The organism is Kitasatospora sp. P5_F3 (assembly GCF_054049135.1).
Map to the genome: position 1 here is coordinate 234,339 of NZ_JBFUMY010000001.1, position 19,151 is coordinate 253,489.

The window sequence follows — 19,151 nt, forward strand, 5'->3', positions numbered from 1 at the left end:
CCGGATCACTCGAAGGCGGCCGCCGCCTCCCGCAGGGCCGCCGCCACCGTCTCCGGATCGTACGGAGCGGGCTCGCCCGGTACGTACGTCACCGCGCGCAGGCCGCCGGTGTAGCGGAAGCTCCGGTGCCGCTCGTACACCGGCCAGGAGACCGGGGACTTGCGGTCGACCCCGACGCTGATGCCCTGGAACGGTGCCATCCCGATCAGTTGGTGCACCGGGCCGAGCCGCCCGGTCACCGCGCCGTCGACCAGCAGCTCGAACTCCCACTTCAGGTCGGCCACCGCCGTGGCCCGCAGCCCGACCGCCCGGACGCCCGGTGCCAGCGGCCCGCCGTCCGCCTCGAACAGCTCGCCGTACTGGTTGTAGGCGAACCGGAGCCGCCCGTCCTCGACGTAGAGGCTGTAGCCGCCGCCCTGGTCGCCGTGCGAGACCAGCACACCCTGGTCCGCCGCGCCGTGCTCGGCCAGATCCACCAGGACGTCGAAGGAGCGGAACGAGATCAGCCGGGAGGAGCGGTAGCGCTCCAGCTCCGGCGTACCGGCGAGCAGGGTGAGCGGCGCGCGCAGCCGGGCGTCCTCGGGGTGGCGCAGGGCCAGCGCACCGGAGTGGTCGGCCAGCGGGAAGACCCCGTTCCGCCAGGCGGCGTCCTCCCAGGCCTCGGCCAACTCCTTGACCACCTCCGGGAATTCGGCCGCGACATCGTCGATCTCGGTCGGGTCGGTGCGCAGGTCGTACAGCGCCCACTCGCCATCGTCGTACGGGGTGCCGGGGCGGTGCAGGGTGACCAGCTTCCAGCCGTTGCGGTAGTAGCTGCGGTTGCCGGTCATCTCGCAGTACTGCTCGGCGTGCGTGGACTCCGCCTCCGGCGCCCGCAGCACCGAGGCGAAGCTGACGCCGTCCAGCTCCTGGACGGGCTGCCGCGCACGCTCCACCGGCCGTTCCAGGCCCGCCAGTTCGAGCAGGGTGGGCAGGATGTCGGTGACGTACTGGTACTGCCCGCGCACCCCGGAGTCGCCCTCGGCACGCGGCAGTCCGGCCGGCCAGGAGAGCACGAAGGGGACCCGCACCCCGCCCGCGTAGGTCTGGCCCTTGTAGAGCCGGAACGGGGTGTTCGAGGCCATCCCCCAGCCGCGCGGGTAGTGCACCAGGCTCTGCGGGCCGCCGATCAGGTCGATCTCGCGCTCGACGTCCGGATTCCAGTCGGCGGGGAGCCTGGGGTGGTGGACGAAGCGACTGAAGTAGCTGCGGGTGCCCTCCGCGCCGCCCTCGCCGGTGCCGCCGTTGTCGGAGGTGAACAGGATGATGGTGTTGTCGAGTTCGCCGAGCGCGGCCAGGGTGTCGGTGAGCCGCCCGAGGTTCTGGTCGACGTTGTCGACCATCGCCGCGTAGACCTCCATGTAGCGGGCGTACAACTTCCGTTCCACCTCGGAGAGTTCGGCCCAGGGGCGGACGTCGTGCCCGGCCTCGCCGTTGCGCTCGGGCAGCCGGGTGCCGGGCGGGAAGTGCCCGGCGGCCAGCTGGCGGGCGAAGCGGGCGGCGCGCAGCTCGTCCCAGCCCTGGTCGTAGCGGCCCCGGTGCCTGGCCAGGTCCTCGGGCTTGGCCTGGAGCGGGCCGTGCACGGCGTTGTGGGCCAGGTAGAGGAAGAACGGCTTCTCGGCGTCGTGCGCGCGCAGCGACTTGACCATCGCGATTGCCTGGTCGGTGATGTCGTCGGTGTAGTAGTAGTCGTCGGGCAGCTCGTCGATGTCCAGCGGGCTGTTGTCCCGGACCAGTTGGTGCGGGTGGAACAGGCTGGTCAGGCCCTCCAGCACGCCGTAGTACTGGTCGAAGCCCTTCTGCAGCGGCCAGTTGGCCCGGTTGTCGGCGGCGTTCGAGGCGGAGTCCCGGGTCAGGTGCCACTTGCCGACGGCGTAGGTGGCGTAGCCGCTGTCGTGCAGCAGCTCGGCCAGGGTCGGGATGTCCCCGGCCACCTCCATCCCGTAGCCGGGGAAGCCGGGGTCAGCGTTGGCCACGAAGGAGTAGCCCACCCGGTGCGGGTTGAGGCCGGTGAGCAGAGCGGCCCGGGCCGGGGAGCAGAGCGGCATGGTGTGGTAGTTGGCCAGCCGGACACCGTTGTCCGCCAGCCGGTCCAGGGTCGGGGTGGGGATCTCCGAGCCGAACGGGCCGATGTCGCTGTAGCCCATGTCGTCGATCAGCACCACCACGACGTTGGGCGCGCCGGTCCGGGCCCGGTCACGGGCGGGCCAGGCGGCCGCCGAGTCGCGGAAGGTGCGGCCGACGGTGCCGGGGAAGCCGGCGTAGGGGTCGCGGCGGGGGCTGGTCATACGGGGCTCCGGTGGTTCAGTTGCGGTACGGCGGCCAGCAGTTCGGCCGTGTAGGGGTCCTGCGGGTCGGTGACGACCTGGTCGGCGGGGCCGGTCTCGACGATCCGCCCCCGGTGCATGACGGCGATCCGGTGGCTGACCTGGCGCACCACGGCCAGGTCGTGGGCGATGAACAGGATCGCCAGCCCGAGCTCCCGTTGCAGGCCGGAGAGCAGGTCGAGCACCTGGGCCTGGACCGAGACGTCCAGGGCGGAGACCGGCTCGTCGCAGATCAGCACGCTCGGCCGGGGCGCCAACGCCCGGGCGATGCCGATCCGTTGGCGCTGACCACCGGAGAAGGCGCGCGGGTGCCGGGCGGCCGCATCCGGCTCCAGGCCGACCTGGGCGAGCAGTTCGCCCACCCGCTCGGCCCGCTCGGCGGCGTCGCCGAGGCGGTGCGCGATCAGCGGTTCGGCCAGGATCTGACCGACCGTCATCCGGGGGTTGAGTGAGGAGTACGGGTCCTGGAAGACCAGCTGGATCTCCCGCCGGGCGGCCCGGGACCGGGTCAGCGGCTCGCCCCGGTACCGGATCTCGCCCGCCGAGGGAGCGTGCGCCTGGACCAGCGCACGCGCCAGCGTGGACTTCCCGGAGCCGGACTCGCCGACCAGCCCGAGGGTCTCCCCCGGGTGCAGTACCAGGTCGACACCGCCCAGCGCGGTGACCGGGCGGCGGCGCGGGCCGTAGGCCTTGGCCAGGCCGGTGACGGTGAGCAGCGGTTCCGGGCCCGGGGTGGAGTTGGCGGCGGCCGTGGAGGGCTCGGCCAGTCGGGGCACGGCGGCCAGCAGCCGCTTGGTGTAGGGGTGTTCGGGCCGGTCCAGGACGTCCTCGGTGCGGCCGTGCTCGACCACCTGGCCCTGGTGCATCACCAGCACCCGGCGGCAGGTCCGGGCGATCACCCCGAGGTCGTGGCTGATCAACACCAGGGCGGTGCCGCGCTCGCGGTTGATCCGCTCCAGCAGCCGGAGGATCTGCTGCTGGACGGTCGGGTCGAGCGCGGTGGTGGGTTCGTCGGCGACCAGCACCTCCGGATCCCCGGCCAGTGCCAGCGCGATCATGATGCGCTGACGCTGGCCGCCGGAGAACTGGTGCGGGTGGTCGCGCAGCCGCCGGGCGGCATCAGGAATACCCACCAGATCGAGCAACTCGACGGCGCGGGAGCCACGTTCGGCCTTGTTCGCGGTGCCGTGCGCCCGCAGGGCCTCGTCCAGCTGACGCCCGACGGTGAGCACCGGGTTGAGCGAGGACATCGGGTCCTGGAAGATCATCGCGATCCGGCGGCCCCGGACCTGGCGCAGCGCCGGCTCCGGCAGTGCGGCCAGGTCCTGGCCGTCCAGCTCGACCGAGCCGCCGGAGATCCGGCCCCCGGCGGGCAGCATCCGCAGCAGCGCGAGCGCGGTGGTGGACTTGCCGGAGCCGGACTCACCGACGATCCCCAGCGTCTCCCCCGCCGCCAGCTCGAAGCCGACCCCGGCCACTGCCTCGACCCCGTCGAACTCGACCTTGAGGTCCCGTACTCGGAGCACCGCACTCATCGGCGGATCCCTTCGTTCAGTGCCTCGGCGATCAGCGTCAGGCCGAGCACCAGGGCGGTCACCACCAGCAGCGGGGCGGCGGCGTAGCCGGGATGGGTGGAGAGGTAGGCCATCGACTGGCTGAGGATGCCGCCGAGCGAGGGCTCCGGGGGGCGGACGCCGACGCCGAGGAAGCTCATCGCACCCTCGATGAAGACGGCCAGCGAGAAGGCGATCGCGCCCTGCACGATCAGCGGGTCGACGGCGTTCGGGAGCACGTGCCGCAGCAGCACCCGGGCTCGGGAGGCGCCGCCGACCCGGGCCGCCAGGGCGTACTCGCGCTCGCGCTGGACCAGGATGCCGGCCCGCAACTGGCGCCCGAAGCCGGGGATCTCGGCCAGCGCGATGACGATCACCACCGGCCAGCGGCCGGGGCCGAGCACCGCCGTGACGGCGAGCGCCAGGATCAGGCCGGGGAAGGCCAGCAGCAGGTCGAAGATCCGCTGTACGGCCACGTCGGCCCAGCGCGAGGTGGCCGCGAGCAGCGCCAGCGCGCAGCCCAGCACCGCACCCACCGGCACGGCGGTGACGCTGATCAGCAGGTCGGTACGGATGCCGTGCAGGACCCGGCTGAACAGGTCCCGGCCGAGGTCGTCGGTGCCGAACGGATGGGCACCGCTCGGCCCGGCCAGGGCCAGCCCGCTCTGGGCCAGCGGGTCGGCGTCGGTGAGCAGCGGGGCGAGCAGCCCGGCCAGCACCACCACGCCCACCAGCAGGAGCCCGGCGGTACCCCGGAGGGTGTGCAGACCGGCCGGGAGGAGACGGCGTCGGCGCAGGCCGACAGCGAGGGTGGTCATGGTCACTCCCACCTGATCCGGGGGTCCAGCCAGGTGTACACCAGGTCGGTGACCAGCTGGACCACGACGTAGACGGCGACGAGCAGCAGGAGCAGGTCCTGCACCACCGGGTAGTCCCGGCGCAGCACGCCCTGCTCGGCCAGTTGGCCGAGGCCGGGCCAGGCGAAGATGGCCTCCACCAGCACGGCCCCGCCGAGGAGTTGGCCGACCTGCAGGCCGAGCACGGTGACCGCGGGCGGCAGCGCGTTGGGCAGCGCGTGCCGCAGCACGATCCGGCGCCGGGAGACGCCGAGCGCGGTCGCGGTGCGGACGTAGTCCTCGGCCAGTGCGCGTTCCAGACCGTCCTTGAGGTAGCGGCCGAGGATCGCGGCGCTGGGCAGCGCCAGGCAGAGGGCGGGCAGCAACAGGTACTGCACGCCCAGGTCCGGCTGGTCGAGGATCGACTCGTGCCCGCCGGCGGGCAGCAGGCCGAGCGTCACCGCGAAGACAAGCACCAGCACCACGCCGGTGACGAACGGCGGGATCGCCAGCACCGTGGTGGTCAGCGCCCGGACGGCGACCGCCACCGGGCCGCGTCGCACGGTCGCGCCGAGCACCCCGAGCGGCAGGCCCAGCAGGATCACCAACAGCAGCGCGCCGACGGTGAGTTCGATGGTGGCGCCGAGGCTGTCGCCGATCAGGTCGGCCACCTCGCCGCCGATCGCGTAGCTCGGGCCGAGCCGGCCGGTGGCCAGGTCGCCGAGCCAGCCGAGGTACTGACCGAGCAGTGGCCGGTCCAGTCCGAGCCGGGCCCGGATGGCCGCGACCGCCTCGGGCCCGGCGTCCGGACCGGCCAGGCTGGTGGCCGGGTCGCCCGGTATCAGCCGGAGGATCAGGAAGATCAGGAAGGAGGCGGCCAATAGCACCAGCAGCCCGGAGGGCAGCCGCCTGAGCAGGAAGGTACGCATCCGTCAGACCGTCAGGTAGGCGTCGTCGAGGTTGAGGTAGTTGAACTTGTTGAGGGTCGCGCCGTGCACCTTGGTCCCGGCCACCTCGATCTGGCCGCCGATCGCGAGGTCGATCACGAACGCCTCGTCCAGCAGCGTGTCGGTGACCTGCTGGTAGAGCGCCTTGGCCTCGGCACTGTCGCTGTCCGGGCGCTTCCAGGCGCGCTGGACGATGTCGGTGTAGGCCGGCGAGGAGAAGTGCGAGCTGTTCTTCGCCTCGTTGAACGGGTAGGCGCTGACCGCCAGGGTGGCCGGGTGCAGTTGGGCGAAGCCGTGGCTGAGCGTCCAGAGCGCCGGCATGGTCTGCGAGATGAGCTGCTTCTGCATGGTCGGCGAGTCGGTCGGCTGCAGCTCGGTCTCGATCCCGACCTGCTTCAGGTCGTGCTGGAGGATCTGCGCGATCGCGGTGCCGTCCGGGGTGTTGGAGTGGGCGAACGGCAGGGTGAGACCGGAGACGCCGGCCTCCTTGAGCAACTCCCGTGCCTTGGCCGGGTCGTGGCGGTAGTGGGTGGCGTTGGCGTCGGTGTACGCGGGCGAGGACTTCGGCCACGGCGCGGCGGAGGGCAGGCCGTAGCCGCCGAGCGCCTGCTGCACCAGCCGCTCCCGGTCGACCGCCCAGGAGATCGCCTGCCGGACCCGCTTGTCCTTGACCTGCTCGGCGCTGACGTTGACGCCGATGTAGTAGGCGCCGGAGCCGGTGTCGTACGGGCGGAGCTGGAACTGCCCGCTTCCCTTCAGCCCGGCCAGGTCCTTGCCGGGCACGTGGTAGGAGAGGTGGCTCTGACCGGTCTTCAGCGAGGAGACCAGCGAGTCGGCCTGCGGGATCACCCGGATCTCCACGCCGTCCAGGTAGGGGCGGCCCGGGTTCCAGTACTTCTCGTTCCGGGTGAAGGTGATCGAGGAGCCCGGGGTGCGCTTGCCGTACCGGAACGGCCCGGTGCCGATCAGCTGCTTTCCCGCGACCGCGTCCTCGACGGTGGCCGAGTCCGTGATGATCATGAACTCGAAGAGGTCGAACAGGTTGCTGACCGGGTGCGCCAGCTCCAGCGTCAGCTCGTGGTCGCCGTTCTTCCGGAACTCCGTGACGGTGGCCGCGGTCGACCGCAACTGGGCGGACCGGACCGGGTTCTGGAGGTTCTTCACCGCGAAGATCACGTCGTCCGCGGTGAACCTGCGGCCGTCGTGGAACAGCACGTCGTCCCGGAGCTTGAAGGTGATGCTGCGGCCGTCGGCCGCCAACTGCCAGGAGGTGGCCAGCTCCGGCTGCGGGCGGAGCTGGTCGTCGTACCTGGTCAGGGTGTTGAAGACCAGCCGCTGGACCAAGGTGTTGGCACTCTGCGCGAACAGCAGGCTCGGCGTGTAGTCGATGGTGGTGGCCAGGCTGAGCGTGCCGCCCCGGCGCGGGCCCGCCGACGCGGCGGCACCGTCACCGCTCTCGGCCGCCGAGCGGCAGGCCGCCAGGCTGAGCAGGCCGGCCGCGGCGACGGAGCCGCGCAGGAGGGAGCGGCGGGAGAGCGAGGTCATGGTGCTTCCTTCGGAGGGGAGGTGCCCGGTTTGTTTCGGAGCGAAAGTAACGAGGGGATGCGACGGCCGGCCCGGCGGCGGGGAGAGCGGACGACGGAGCGTCAGGAGGAGGAGCAGCGGCAGCGACAGGAGGGGGACGCGGCACGGCACATGGCGGTCATCGCCCCTCCTTCGAATCGTCAGCTGCGGCTGGTGCCGTGCCCTGCCGGGCACGGCACCAGGTCCTGGGCACATCGTGGTGACCGGGAGCCGCCCTGTCAAACACCATCTCGCCTGCTGGGAGCGGGCATTGCAAGAATGTTGCGCGGCATTGCGGCCGATGACGATCCACCGCCCGGGGTTGTCCCGACCTGCCCTCGCTACTAACTTTCACCATGAAATTAACCAGCCCGGCGCCTGCCGCCGGACCCTGCGCCACCCGATCGGAGCGCCACCCGATGACGCCCTCCTCCACCCGCGCGGTGCCTGCGGAAGCCGCCCGTCGCAACGCCGCGACCGTGGTCAGGACCGTCCTCGCGCACGGCCCGCTCCCCCGGCTGCGGATCGCCGAACTCACCGGGATCTCCGCCGGCACCGTCTCCCGCCTGACCGCCCGGCTGGCCGCCGCCGGCCAGCTGGTCGAGCTGCCCGCCGTACCCGGACCGACCGAGACCGGCCGCCCCCGGGTGCCGCTCGACCTGCCGCTGGCCACCACCGCCGTGGCCGGGGTGCACATCGGCCTGCTGCGCACCACCCTCGGCCTGGTCGACCTGCGCGGCGAGGTGCTGGCTCAGCTGGTGCTCCCCCGCGGCTCGACCGAACCCGACCACGTGGTCGCCGAACTGACTGACGCGATCAGTACTTTGACGACTGCTCAGCCGACCCGCCGACTGCTCGGCGTCGGGGTCAGCACCGGTGGCTGGGTGGACACCGAGGCGGGCACCGTGGTCGAGCACGGCCCGCTCGGCTGGCGGGACGTACCGCTGCAGGCGCAGCTGGCTGCCCGGCTGGACCCACCGGTCCGGCTGGACGGCCTGGTCCGGGCCCTCGCCCTGGCGGAGGGCTGGTACGGGGCGGGGCAGCGGGCCGACAGCCTGCTGGAACTGTTCGTCGGCAACGTGGTCGGCGCCGCCTTCACGGTGGCCCGGCAGATCCACCACGGCCCGCGGTCCGCCGCCGGGGGCATCACCCACCTGCGGCTGTCCGGGCTGCGCGGGGCACCCTGCGACTGCGGCCACCACGACTGCCTGCAGGCCACGCTGACGGACCACTCGGTGCTCCGACTCGCCGTGCAGCAGGGCCTGCTGAGCCCCGACGACCCGTACGAGGAGCTGGTCCGGCGGGCCCAGAACGGCGAGCCCGGGGCTGTGCTGCTGCTCCGTACCCGGGCCCGCTGGATCGGACGCGCCGTGGCCACCCTGCTCGACCTGGTGAACCCCGAACTGGTGGTGCTGGCGGGCGGTCCGCTGCTCACTCCCGAATACCTGCCCGACACCCGCGCCGAGTTGGTGCGGCACAGCGCCCTCGGCCCGGCCGCCGCCGCCCGGCTGGTCCCGTCCGGGCTGGGCGAGCACTCCCTGGTGCTCTCCGCCGCCGCCGTCTTCCTGGACGCCTGGTTCTCGGACCCGCTGGCCCACTCCGGCGGCGGTGGTTCCCGGTGATCGCCGTCGAGTTGGCCACCGCCCGGGTCTCCGGGCGGACCCGGTGGGACGTGGTGCGGCTACGGGACTCGGACGGCGCGGTCGGTCTCGGCGAGTACTCCGACGCCGGGGCCGGGGCGGCCCGGCTCTGGCCCGGCGTGGCGGCCCGGCTCGCGGACGGGGTGGAAATCGGCGTGGTACTGGCCGAGTTGGACCTGCTGGCGACCGGAGCCGACCGGTTCACCGTGCTGACCGTCCGGGGCGGCCTCGAGCAGGCCGCCACCGATCTGGCCGCGCGCCGGGCCGGGCAGCCGCTCTGGCGGTGGCTGGGCGGCGCGGCGGCCCGGCCGGTGCACCGGTACGCCAACCTCAACCGGGCGCTGCGGCACCGTACGCCCGAGGAGTTCGGCGAGGTCGCGGCGGCCGCCATGACCGCCGGGTACACCGCGCTCAAGTGCGCACCGTTCGACGGGCTGGCGCCCGGGGAGCGGCTGCGCGGCGGCCTGGACCGGGCCAGGGCCGTCCGGTCGGCGGCGCCCGGGGCGGAGCTGATGGTGGACGCCCACGGGCTGCTGACGGTGGACCAGGTGCTCGCCGTCGCCGGTGAGCTGGCCGAGCTCGGGCTGCGCTGGCTGGAGGACGCCGTGCCGCTGGACGACCCGGTCGGGCTGGCCGCCGTGCACGCGGCGGGGATCGCGCCGCTGGCGGGCGGGGAGTTCGCCGCCGAGCCCGAGCAGGTGCGACCCGCCCTGCGCAGTGGCCGGCTCGGCTGGCTGCTCCCGGACGTCAAGCACGCCGGGGGCCCGGCCGCCGCGCGGCGGCTCGCCGAGGAGGCCCTCGCGGCGGGCGTCGGGGTGTCGCTGCACAGCCCCTCGGGGCCGGTGGCGACCGCGGCCGGACTGCACCTGGCCGCCGCCCTGGGCCCTTCGGTGGAGACCGAGTTCGCCTTCGGCGAGGCCGACTGGCGCCCACAGTCGGTGCGCCCCGCCGAGCGCCCGGACGGCCCCTGGCTCACTCCTCCCGAGGGCCCGGGTCTCGGTCTGGATCTCGATCCCGCCCACTGGACGATCACTTCACCGACTCCCGCCGCCAGCAGAGACCTCGACCGGAGCAGACGATGAACCAGCCGCACCCCCTCGCCGACCGGGTCGCGATCGTCACCGGCGCCGCCCAGGGCATCGGTGCCGCCGTCGCCGCCGAGCTCGCGGCCCGTGGCGCCCGCGTCGTCGCGGTGGACCTGGCGCCCGTCCGGGCGGCGGCCGCGATCACGCCGGTACGCGGCGACGTCACCGACCCGGCCACCGTCCGGGCCGCGTTGGCCGCCGCCGAAGGTCTCGGCGGGCCTGCCACCGTCCTGGTCCAGGCTGCCTTCGCGGGCACCCCCGTCCCGCTGGACGAACTGGCCGACGACGCCTGGGACGCCATGCTCGGCACCGTCCTGACCGCCGCGCGCCGCTTCGACACCGCCTTCGTCCACGCCCTGCCGGACGGCACCCCCGCCTCGATCGTGCACCTCGCCTCGCCGCACGCCCTGGGCGCGGTCCCCGGCTTCGCCGCGTACGCCGCCGCCAAGGCGGGCCTGCTCGCGCTGACCCGGGCGGCGGCGGTCGAGTGGGGGCGGCGCGGCGTCCGCTGCAACGCGGTGGCACCCGGCTTCGTCCCGGTCGAACGCAACCGCCACGTCTGGACCGACCCGGAACTGAGCGCGGCGATGCTGCGGGCCGCGCCGCTCGGCCGGTTCGGCACCGTCGCCGAAGTCGCCCGCGCGGTGGCCTTCCTGGCGGGTGACGAGGCGTCGTTCGTCAACGGCACCTGCCTCGCCGTGGACGGCGGCATGACCGCCATGCTCCCCGAAGCGCTGCTGCGCTGAGGGTTTTCCCATCGAAGGAGAGACCCATGTCCGGTACCCAGGAGGGCGAATGTCCCTGCCCCGCACCGTGCGGCTGCTCACCGCCGCTGTCGCCGCCGCACTCCCGCTGACCCTGGCGGCCCCGGTGGCCGCAGCGCCCGCCACCAGCTATGTCGACTGCTCGGCCGCGACCAACGGGACCGGCAGCCAGGCAGCGCCGTACAACACCCTCACGGCCGTCAACTCCCTTGCCCTGGAGCCCGGTAGCGCGATCCGCCTGAAGCGCGGCAGCACCTGCCTGGGCACCCTGGCCCCGGTCGGCTCCGGCACCGCGGCCGCGCCGATCACCATCGACGCGTACGGCGCCGGGGCACTCCCTGCGGTGAACGCCAACGGCGCCGCCCAGGCCGTCCTGCTCGCCGACCAGGCGTACGTCGAGCTCCGCAATCTCGACCTCAGCGCGCCGGGCGACAACACCACCACCCGGCGCGGCGTGTACGTCCGGGCCGCCGACGCGGGCACCCTGCCCGGGATCGTGCTCCAGGGGTTGGACATCCACGACGTGCGCGGCAAGCTGCCCGCCGTCACCGGGGCGGGCGCCGGCACCGGCAAGTACGCGGACGCCTCCGGCGGCATCGTGATCGAGGCCCAGGGCTCCAGCACGCCAACGTCCTTCGCGGGACTGCAAGTTCTGGACAACCGGATCCACGCCGTCGACCGCCAGGGCATCTACACCTGGTCCAACTGGTGCCGCAACACCCGGCTGGCCGCGTTCTGGAACAGCCTCTGCTCCGCCGCCTGGGCTCCCTCCACCGACCTGGTGATCCGGGGCAACCGGCTGTGGGACATCGGCGGTGACGGGATCGCCCCGATGACCGGACAGCACACCCTGGTCGAGCGCAACCTGCTCCAGGGCTTCAACGTCCGCTCCGGATCCCCCAACGCCGGGATGTGGACGGCGAATTCGGTCGACGTCACGTTCCAGTACAACGACACCTCCGGCGGCCGCACCACCAGCGACGGCATGGCCTACGACGTGGACCACTCCACGGACGGCGTGCTGTTCCAGTACAACTACTCGCACGACAACGAGGGCGGCTTCTTCCTGCTCTGCCCGTACAACACCCCGACCAGCAACTTCACCATCCGGTACAACGTCTCGGTGAACGACCGGGCCCGCGGCTTCCAGATCTGCCCCGGCGCGCTGAAGAACGGTCAGATCCACAACAACACCATCTACCTGGCCGACGGCATCAGCCAACAGATCGTCACCGAGGGGACCACCGCCACGCTGGACGTCAGGTTCACCGACAACATCGTGGCCAGACACGGCAGTTCGGGCACCGTGGGCTGGACGCTCAGCGACCCGGCGTTCAAGATCGACCGCAATGTGCTCTACGCCGTGCCGACCCCGGCCGGCGCGACCAACACCCTCACCGGTGCCCCGCTGCTCTCCGGCCGCGAGCTCGCCGACCCGTGGGGCTACCGCCTCGCGGCCGGCTCCTCGGCGCTCGGCACCGGCACGGCGGTGGCCGGCAACGGCGGCCTGGACTGGTTCGGCAACCCCGTCCCGGCCACCGGAGCCGTCAACATCGGTGCGTACCAGGGCCCGGCGGTCACCGCGCCGAGCCTGGCCGACACGTTCAACACCGCCACCGCCGGTACGGCGCCCGCCGGCTGGACCGTCACCGGACCGGCCGCCGGGGCCCTGGTCGGCGCCGACCCGTCCGGCGGCTACGGCTCGGCCCTGCTGCTGACCCGGCAGAGCTCGGCCGAGGTCACCGCCGCCCGGTCCTTCGCCGCCGCCACCGGGGAGACCCGGGTGGACCTCCGGATACGGGCCGGGCAGACCACCGCGCCGCTCGGCGTGCACCTGCTGGACGCGGCCGGGGCCCCGGCCGCGCAGTTCAGCCTGGCGGCGAACGGCAGCGCGGCCTTCACCGACAACGGCAGCTGGGCCGACGCCCAGCTCGCCTACCCGCCGGGCGTCTGGCTGCGGGTGACGCTGCTCCTGCATCCGGCCGCCGGGACCTACGACGTCCTGCTGGACGACGTGAAGCTGGCCACCGCCCGGCTGACCTCCGGTGCGGGCGCGGCGAGCCAACTCCGGCTCCGGGTCCAACCCGGTTCCACCGCCGCCACGTTCGCCGTGGACGACCCGCTGGTCCAGCCGCTCGGCTGACCGTCCCGGCAGCTGGCGCCCGGGCCGACGGTCGGTCAGGGCGCCAGGTGCTGGGAGAGAAACTCCAGCGCGGGCGGCAGCAGCCTGGTCCAGGTCTGGAAGTTGTGGCCGCCGGTGGGCACCGAGGCGGTGGCAACGGTCATCGGCGGGCGGACCGCCGCCTCGAAGGCGTCGGTGTCGCGCTGGTAGTCGCCGTCCCCCTCCCGACTGCCGGCCAGCATCACCGCGACCGCGGGCCCCGGGAGCGACTTCAGCCGCCACATCAGGTCGGCCTCGTTCCGGCGCTGCTCGCTGCCCTTGAACAGGTCACCGGTGGAGACGTCCTCGGCGGCCCGGTAGTAGCCCGAGATGGAGACCCCCACCGGGAAGACCTCGGGGTGGCGCATGGTCAGCTTGAGCGCGCAGTACCCGCCGGTCGAGTTGCCCACCATGCCCCAGGCCTTCGGGCCGGTGGAGATCCGGTACGAGGCGGCGAGCACCCGGGGGACGTCCTTGGCGAAGTACGTCTCCGACCGCACGCCGCCCGGGATGTCCTCGCACTCGCTGTCGGCGGGCAGCGCCGGGGACGGCCGCATCAGCACCAGGACGGTCGGCTGCATCCGGCCACTGGTCATCAACTGCAGTGCTGTTCCCGGGTAGTTGAGCCGGGTGATCAGGTTCTTGGCGTCGCCGGGGAAGCCGGTCAGCACGATCAGAGCGGGGAACTTCCGTTCGGCGTGCTCGGCCTGGAAGTACTGCGGCGGCAGGTAGACGTAGCCGTCGGTGCTCAGGCCGGTGGACGGCCCCGGAATGCGGATCTCCTGGATCTCGCCGACCCGGGCCGGCTCGCGGCCCCGGCCACCGCTGTCCACGTCGGCCCGGCCGAGCCGCTGCACCGGCTGCACCGGCGGCTCTGCAGTCGCGACCGCAGTCGCGACCGCTGTCGCGCCGGAACTCGCAACGGGACCCGGCTCGCCCTGCTGCCCTGCCACGCTCACCGCGCCACGATCCCCCGTTCCCAGCAGGTCGTCCCAACTGCTGTAGAAGGCGAAGTAGTTGTTGGCCAGCAGACCGAGCGTGCAGAGCACCGCGAGCTGGGTGGCGAGCAGCGCCCCGATCCGGCCGAGCACCGCACGCCAGGTCCGCGCGGCGAACCGAGGCCAGTACCAGACCGTGCCGACCATCAGCAGCAGGGCCGTGACCGCAGCCAGGATCAGCACGCCGTGGCTTGTCAGCCCCATGTCCCGTGACTCCCGTGGGTTCGCTGTGGCCGGGGTTCCAGTATGCCCGCCCGGCACACGCCACGGCCCCGGCCACACCGTAGGGTGACCGGGGCCGGACGGGTGGTCAGTAGCGCAGCACCGCCGCGATCTGCTCGTGGTCGGCCAGCGCCTCGTCGGGCAGGAAGACCACTTCGGCGCCCTGGTCCAGCGCCGCCTCGACCAGCTCGTCGACGATGTCCTCGCGCACACCGCGCTCCCAGCTGCCCGGCTCGGCCACCGCCTCGGCGCCCACCGCCGCGAGATGACCCTCGGTCAGCCGGACGGTCTGCTGGTAGTGCTCCTCGACCGCGACCAGGCTGACCCGGCCCTCCCGGACCACTTCCCAGACCTCGTCCAGACCGGCAGCGAAGGTCTTCCGGCCGCGCGCCTCGTCCAGCAGGCCGGCCACCCGCTCGGCCTCCTGCCCGGCGTACGCGGCCCGGGCCGGGCGGAGCTCCTCGCGCAGCACCCGGTCGGGACCGTTCACCAGCCCGCCGCTGAGCACCCGGCCGGCCGCTCCCTTGGTGGCCGAGCCGACCTCCTCGAGCAGCCCGACCGCCTGCGGCAGGCCGACCAGGTAGAGCGGGCGGGAGTCGGTGCCGAGCAGGTCGCCGAGGGCGACGTCGACCGTGCGCAGGAAGCGCCGGGTCTCCTCGTCCTGGAAGGTGCTGGGCCGGTCGCCGACCCGCTCCTCGTGCTGGACGTCCCACTCCAGCGCCTCGGGTTCGGCCGGGAAGCCGTCCGCCCGGTGCTCGGTGAGCGACTCGCCCACGCCGCTCCAGAGCGTCGCGCGGTCGCCCGCCAACACCAGCACCCAGTACGGCCGGAACTGGGCCTTGGCGGCGACCAGGTTGCGGGTCAGGAAGGTGTCGCTGAGCACGACCCGCTCCGGGACCTCGCGGGGCAGCGTCCAGACCCGGTGGTCGGCGGTGGTCGCGAAGAGCACCAGTCCCTCCTCGGTGTGCCGCAGGTCGACCTCGGCAGCGGCCTTGGCCAGCCGGGCCTTGAGGTCGATCCTGGCCTGCCGGGCGATGTCCGGGTCGGCGTCGATCCGGCGCTCGGCCTCGGCCAGCACGTTGCGCAGCCGGACCGGGTCCTGCGCGTTGTCCGGCTCCCGGCGGTGCGTCGGCAGGGTGAGCGAGACCACCGGGTAGGGCCGGGGAGCCCGGAGTTCACGCAGGGCCTCGGGTGTCAGGTCGTCGGCTTCCATCGTCCTCTTCTCCTAAGGCCGTGCGGGCAGGGGTCCGGGCGGGCCGGACCGAGGCACCGTCAGGCAATGGCACGTGTGCCCACCGTCGCACGAGAACCGGCGCCTCGTGCGGACAAACCGGGGTGTTTCGGTCACCTGTCGATAGCCTGGAGACATGCGGACATTCTCTGGACTGCAGCTGGTGGGCTCTCCCCGCGCGATCGTCCGCTCGGCCCCCCTGGTGCTCATCGCCATGACGGTGCTGCTCGACGTCCTGACGCCGGGTCAGCAGCGCTTCGACCGGTTCCTCGCCGCCGCGCCCGCGCTGGCGGCCGTCAGCTGGAGTGTCGCGGGTACCGCCGCGATCGGGCTGCTCGCGGTGGCGGCGGAGTTCGGGCTCTCGCTCGACCGGGGCTCGCCGTTCACCACCACGGCGCTCACCGCCGTGGCGGTGATCGCCACCGTGACGCTGGCCGCCTGCTACGCCAACCACGTCCGGCAGCGCCGCGAGCAGGACCTCCTCGAGGTGCGTGCGGTGGCGGACGCCGCGCAGCGGGTCCTGCTGCGCCCGCTGCCGCCCTGGCTGGCCGGGGTCCAGCTCGACCTGCTGTACGCGGGGGCGGCGGCGCAGGCCCGGATCGGCGGCGACTTCTACGAGGCACTGCGGACCCCGCACGGCCTCCGGGTGATCGTCGGCGACGTCCAGGGCAAGGGTCTGCCGGCGGTGGAGCTGGCCTCGGTCCTGCTGGGCTCGTTCCGCGAGGCCGCCTACGACGCGCCCGACCTGCCCGCCGTGGTGGAGCGGCTGGAGCGGAGCATGGTGCGCTACAGCGAGCAGGTGCCCAGCTCGGACGCCGCCGAGCGGTTCGCCACCGCCGTGCTGGTGGAGATCCCGGCAGACGGCCGGACCGCGCGGGTGGTCAACTGCGGCCATCCGGCGCCGCTGCTGCTGCGCGGCACCGAGGTGCTGGAGGTGGAGCCGTCCTCCCCCGCGCTGCCGCTGAACCTGGGCGCGCTGCTGAGCGACCCACCGCCGGTGGACAGCGTCTCGTTCTCGGCCGGCGACCGGCTGATGGTCTTCACGGACGGGGTGAGCGAGACCAGGGACGGGGCCGGGGAGTTCTACCCCCTGCCGGACCGGCTGCGCGGCTGGACCGAGCACGGCTCGGCCCGGCTGCTGGACCTGCTCCACACCGACCTGCTCGCGTACGGCACCAGCGCCGATGACGACGTCGCCGTGCTGATCGCCGGGCGGGTCAGTACCGCTGCGCCTTGACCACCACCGGTGTCAGCTGGTCGGCGGCGGGCCGTCGGCTGAACGAGACCGGACTGGCCGACTGCCCGGCGGCGACGTTCTCCGCGCCGACCACGGTGCTCACCACGGCCTGGCCCGAGGTGTCCCGCCAGTCCACCTGGACGGCGTACGAGGCGGGTGCCGACGTGCTGTTGACGATGTTCACCACCGCCGCCTGGATCCCGCCGGAGGTGGCCAGTGGCACCCCGGTCAGCGTCACGTCGGAGACCGCGTTGCCAGTGCCCTCGACACCCTTGAGGGCCGCCACGGCCCGGGCCTGGTGCTGCGCCGCGTAGGCCGACACCGAAGCCTCGAAGGAGGCCGCGGCGGCCGAGGCGGAGGCGGACGCCGCCGAGATCGAGGCCGCGGCAGAGGCGAAGGCGGACCGCGGCGAGCCGGAGAAGGAGGACGGGTTGGGCGGCACCGACAGGCTGGCGCCGGTCGACGGCGAGCCCCCGGACGAGTCGCTGCCGCACGCCCCCAGCAGCGCGACCGCCGCACCCGCCGCGGCCAGCGCGGCGATCCCGCGTTCCCGGGCCGTTCCGTACCCTCGTGCTGCTCTGGTCACGACTGCCTCCTGATCGGTGCTGCTCCGCCCCTCATGATTCGCAGGGTCGGCGACGGCGGCGACACGGGTGCGGCATCCGAGTGACGGTCAATTGGTGGCGTGTCGACCGGAGTTGACGCAGCGACAGTCATGGCCCGGACCGCAGCCGGGCGTCCAGCCGCGCGCTGTCCGCGTCCGTCCAGCCGAGTGGCGGCGCGATCCTGGCCCAACGGCGCACCTCCACCGGGACCTCGGCCCCGCACCGCCGCAGCAGCCACTGCAGGAAGGCGCCGATCCCGTAGCCGAACGCGGCGGTGATCGCCCCGGCGGCGGCCTGCAGCCACCAGACCCTGGGGATCAGCGAGGGGGTGAAGGACAGGCAGTAGCAGATCACCACACCGGCCAACGCTCCCCAGGACGGCAGCCGGAGCAACGCGCTGAGCCGACGGAGCGTCACCCGCCGACTGCTTCCCGGCCCTCACCCAGCCGGTTCCCCGCCCACCTCAGGACGGCGCCGACCCCGACGAAGGCCAGCGTGACCAGCGTGCAGGCCACCACGACCCGGCCGTAGCCGCCGGAGTGCCGGGGGTCGAGGAAGGGGTACGGGTACCAGTCGGTGACCTCACCCCGGATCAGCGTGTACGGCAGGTAGAGCAGCGGGAACAGCAGCCAGGACAGCGCGCGCTGACGGCTGATCGGACGGCGGGGCGGGTCGGCCAGCCAGTCGGCCAGCAGGACCAGCGGCATCAGCCGGTGCACCACGGTGTTCACCCACGGCAGCAGCGGGCCGAGGTCGTAGTCGGACAGCGCGACCAGGTAGACCAGTCCGGTGATGGTCAGGTAGAGCACCACCGCACCCCGCACCAGGTCCGGCACCCGGCCCCGGCCGAGCAGCCCGAGCGTGCCGCCGACCAGCAGCACCACGACTCCGGCCATGTTGCTCAGGTTGGTGAAGTAGCTGAAGAAGTTGGCCATCGACAGGTCCAGGGTCACGCTCCGGTGCGCCTGGACCCCGAGCGCGACGGCAGCCAGCAGGCCGAAGCCGAGTCGCAGCACGTTCAGCACCCGGTCCCGCCCCGAATCCCGCACGGGCCACCGCCTTCACCTCGTCCGACCGTTGCGATCATCATGACGGCGAAGGGGCGGACCGGCCCTGTTACCACCCGGCGTGTCGGGTCAGGCGTGCGTTCCGCCGTCGATCCGGATCTCGGTGCCGGTGACGAACGCGCCGTCGTCCGAGGCCAGCATCGCGACCACGGCCGCCACCGCCTCGGGGCCGGCGAAGCCGTACCCGTTGCCGGACTGCAGGGCCGGGCTGAGCTTGGCGAACAGCGACATGTCGGCGTCCGCCGGGATGCCCGGGCCGCGGTTCTGACCGCTGGTGCCGGAGGCGTCGGTCATGCCGCTGCTGATCGAGCCGGGCGCGACCGAGACCGCGCGCAGGCCCTGCTTGGCGTACTCGACCGCCAGAGTGTGGGTGAAGGACTGCACGCCGCCCTTGCTCGCCGCGTACGCCGCCATGTACGGGTGGGCGAAACTCGCCGAGGTGGAGCTGAAGTTGACCACCACGCCGTGGCCGGAGGCGAGCAGCTCGGGCAGCGCCTCACGGGTCATCAGGAACGTACCCGTCAGGTTGACCCGAAGGATGGTGTTCCACAGCTCCAGGCTGGTGCGGTCGGTGTGCTCCGAGCGCAGGATGCCGGCCGCGTTGACCAGCACGTCGAGGCCGCCCAGCAGGCCGACCGCCTGGGCCACGCCGGCCACCACCGAGGCCTCGTCGCCGATGTCGACGGTGAGCGTGCTGAGCCGGTCCGCGGTGCCGTCGGCGGCGGCCAGCTCGCGGGTGGCGGCCAGGCCGTTCTCCGCCACGTCGGCGCCGACGACCCGGCCGCCCTCGGCCAGGATGCGACGGACGGTGGCCTGGCCGATGCCGGAGCCCGCGCCGGTGATCAGTACGCGGCGGCCCTCGAAGCGGTTCATGGT

General features: G+C 73.3%; 16 protein-coding genes. 5 read left to right on the forward strand and 11 right to left on the reverse strand.

Annotated elements, in window-relative coordinates; translation table 11 throughout:
- Positions 1 to 5: 5 nt before the first annotated feature.
- From ACXJMZ_RS00965 to ACXJMZ_RS00985, 5 genes are read right to left on the reverse strand one after another with little or no spacing between them, the layout of a single operon-like run.
- On the reverse strand, positions 6 to 2,327 hold the full coding sequence (locus ACXJMZ_RS00965) for an arylsulfatase (protein WP_457028014.1): 2,322 nt from the start codon (positions 2,325 to 2,327) through the stop codon (positions 6 to 8).
- Positions 2,324 to 3,901, reverse strand: a complete 1,578-nt coding sequence (locus tag ACXJMZ_RS00970) for an ABC transporter ATP-binding protein (protein WP_457028015.1) — start codon at positions 3,899 to 3,901, stop codon at positions 2,324 to 2,326. The genes ACXJMZ_RS00965 and ACXJMZ_RS00970 overlap by 4 nt, the downstream gene beginning before the upstream one ends.
- Positions 3,898 to 4,737 (reverse strand): ABC transporter permease, encoded by an 840-nt coding sequence (locus ACXJMZ_RS00975; protein ID WP_457028016.1) that lies wholly within the window; start codon positions 4,735 to 4,737, stop codon positions 3,898 to 3,900. The genes ACXJMZ_RS00970 and ACXJMZ_RS00975 overlap by 4 nt, the downstream gene beginning before the upstream one ends.
- Positions 4,738 to 4,739: 2 nt before the next feature.
- Positions 4,740 to 5,684, reverse strand: coding sequence for an ABC transporter permease (locus ACXJMZ_RS00980; protein ID WP_457028017.1), 945 nt, complete (start codon positions 5,682 to 5,684; stop codon positions 4,740 to 4,742).
- Between the two features lie 3 nt (positions 5,685 to 5,687).
- Positions 5,688 to 7,247: an ABC transporter substrate-binding protein gene (locus ACXJMZ_RS00985; protein WP_457028018.1), complete on the reverse strand. Its 1,560-nt coding sequence runs from the start codon at positions 7,245 to 7,247 to the stop codon at positions 5,688 to 5,690.
- A gap of 437 nt (positions 7,248 to 7,684) precedes the next feature.
- Here ACXJMZ_RS00985 and ACXJMZ_RS00990 point away from each other — a divergent pair, with 437 nt between their 5' ends.
- From ACXJMZ_RS00990 to ACXJMZ_RS01005, 4 genes are read left to right on the forward strand one after another with little or no spacing between them, the layout of a single operon-like run.
- Positions 7,685 to 8,887, forward strand: a complete 1,203-nt coding sequence (locus ACXJMZ_RS00990; protein WP_457028019.1) for an ROK family protein — start codon at positions 7,685 to 7,687, stop codon at positions 8,885 to 8,887.
- Positions 8,884 to 9,987 carry an enolase C-terminal domain-like protein gene (locus tag ACXJMZ_RS00995; protein WP_457028020.1) on the forward strand — a complete coding sequence of 368 codons (1,104 nt, stop codon included), beginning with the start codon at positions 8,884 to 8,886 and terminating at the stop codon, positions 9,985 to 9,987. Before ACXJMZ_RS00990 ends, ACXJMZ_RS00995 begins: the two co-directional genes overlap by 4 nt.
- Positions 9,984 to 10,736, forward strand: a complete 753-nt coding sequence (locus tag ACXJMZ_RS01000) for an SDR family NAD(P)-dependent oxidoreductase (RefSeq protein WP_457028021.1) — start codon at positions 9,984 to 9,986, stop codon at positions 10,734 to 10,736. Before ACXJMZ_RS00995 ends, ACXJMZ_RS01000 begins: the two co-directional genes overlap by 4 nt.
- A 49-nt stretch (positions 10,737 to 10,785) precedes the next feature.
- Positions 10,786 to 12,897: a right-handed parallel beta-helix repeat-containing protein gene (locus tag ACXJMZ_RS01005; protein WP_457028022.1), complete on the forward strand. Its 2,112-nt coding sequence runs from the start codon at positions 10,786 to 10,788 to the stop codon at positions 12,895 to 12,897.
- Between the two features lie 35 nt (positions 12,898 to 12,932).
- On the opposite strand, the gene ACXJMZ_RS01010 is transcribed toward ACXJMZ_RS01005, so the two are convergent.
- Both ACXJMZ_RS01010 and ACXJMZ_RS01015 read right to left on the reverse strand, forming a co-directional pair.
- The gene (locus ACXJMZ_RS01010; RefSeq protein ID WP_457028023.1) at positions 12,933 to 14,117 is read right to left on the reverse strand and encodes an alpha/beta hydrolase; all 1,185 of its coding nucleotides are present in this window, start codon (positions 14,115 to 14,117) and stop codon (positions 12,933 to 12,935) included.
- 106 nt (positions 14,118 to 14,223) lie between these two features.
- Positions 14,224 to 15,348, reverse strand: a complete 1,125-nt coding sequence (locus ACXJMZ_RS01015; protein WP_457028024.1) for a baeRF3 domain-containing protein — start codon at positions 15,346 to 15,348, stop codon at positions 14,224 to 14,226.
- A gap of 154 nt (positions 15,349 to 15,502) precedes the next feature.
- Between ACXJMZ_RS01015 and ACXJMZ_RS01020 the strand changes: the two genes are divergently transcribed.
- Positions 15,503 to 16,603, forward strand: coding sequence for a PP2C family protein-serine/threonine phosphatase (locus ACXJMZ_RS01020; RefSeq protein WP_457028025.1), 1,101 nt, complete (start codon positions 15,503 to 15,505; stop codon positions 16,601 to 16,603).
- On the opposite strand, the gene ACXJMZ_RS01025 is transcribed toward ACXJMZ_RS01020, so the two are convergent.
- The 4 genes from ACXJMZ_RS01025 to ACXJMZ_RS01040 form a co-directional block, all read right to left on the reverse strand.
- Positions 16,584 to 17,189, reverse strand: a complete 606-nt coding sequence (locus ACXJMZ_RS01025; RefSeq protein ID WP_457028026.1) for a hypothetical protein — start codon at positions 17,187 to 17,189, stop codon at positions 16,584 to 16,586. The two genes, ACXJMZ_RS01020 and ACXJMZ_RS01025, sit on opposite strands and share 20 nt — an antisense overlap.
- Before the next feature lie 127 nt (positions 17,190 to 17,316).
- Entirely contained in the window at positions 17,317 to 17,625 is a 309-nt protein-coding gene (locus ACXJMZ_RS01030) for an alpha/beta-hydrolase N-terminal domain-containing protein (protein WP_457028027.1), read from the reverse strand.
- Positions 17,622 to 18,257 (reverse strand): Pr6Pr family membrane protein, encoded by a 636-nt coding sequence (locus tag ACXJMZ_RS01035; protein WP_457028028.1) that lies wholly within the window; start codon positions 18,255 to 18,257, stop codon positions 17,622 to 17,624. Before ACXJMZ_RS01035 ends, ACXJMZ_RS01030 begins: the two co-directional genes overlap by 4 nt.
- Before the next feature lie 87 nt (positions 18,258 to 18,344).
- Positions 18,345 to 19,148 carry an SDR family NAD(P)-dependent oxidoreductase gene (locus ACXJMZ_RS01040; protein ID WP_457028029.1) on the reverse strand — a complete coding sequence of 268 codons (804 nt, stop codon included), beginning with the start codon at positions 19,146 to 19,148 and terminating at the stop codon, positions 18,345 to 18,347.
- Positions 19,149 to 19,151: the final 3 nt, after the last annotated feature.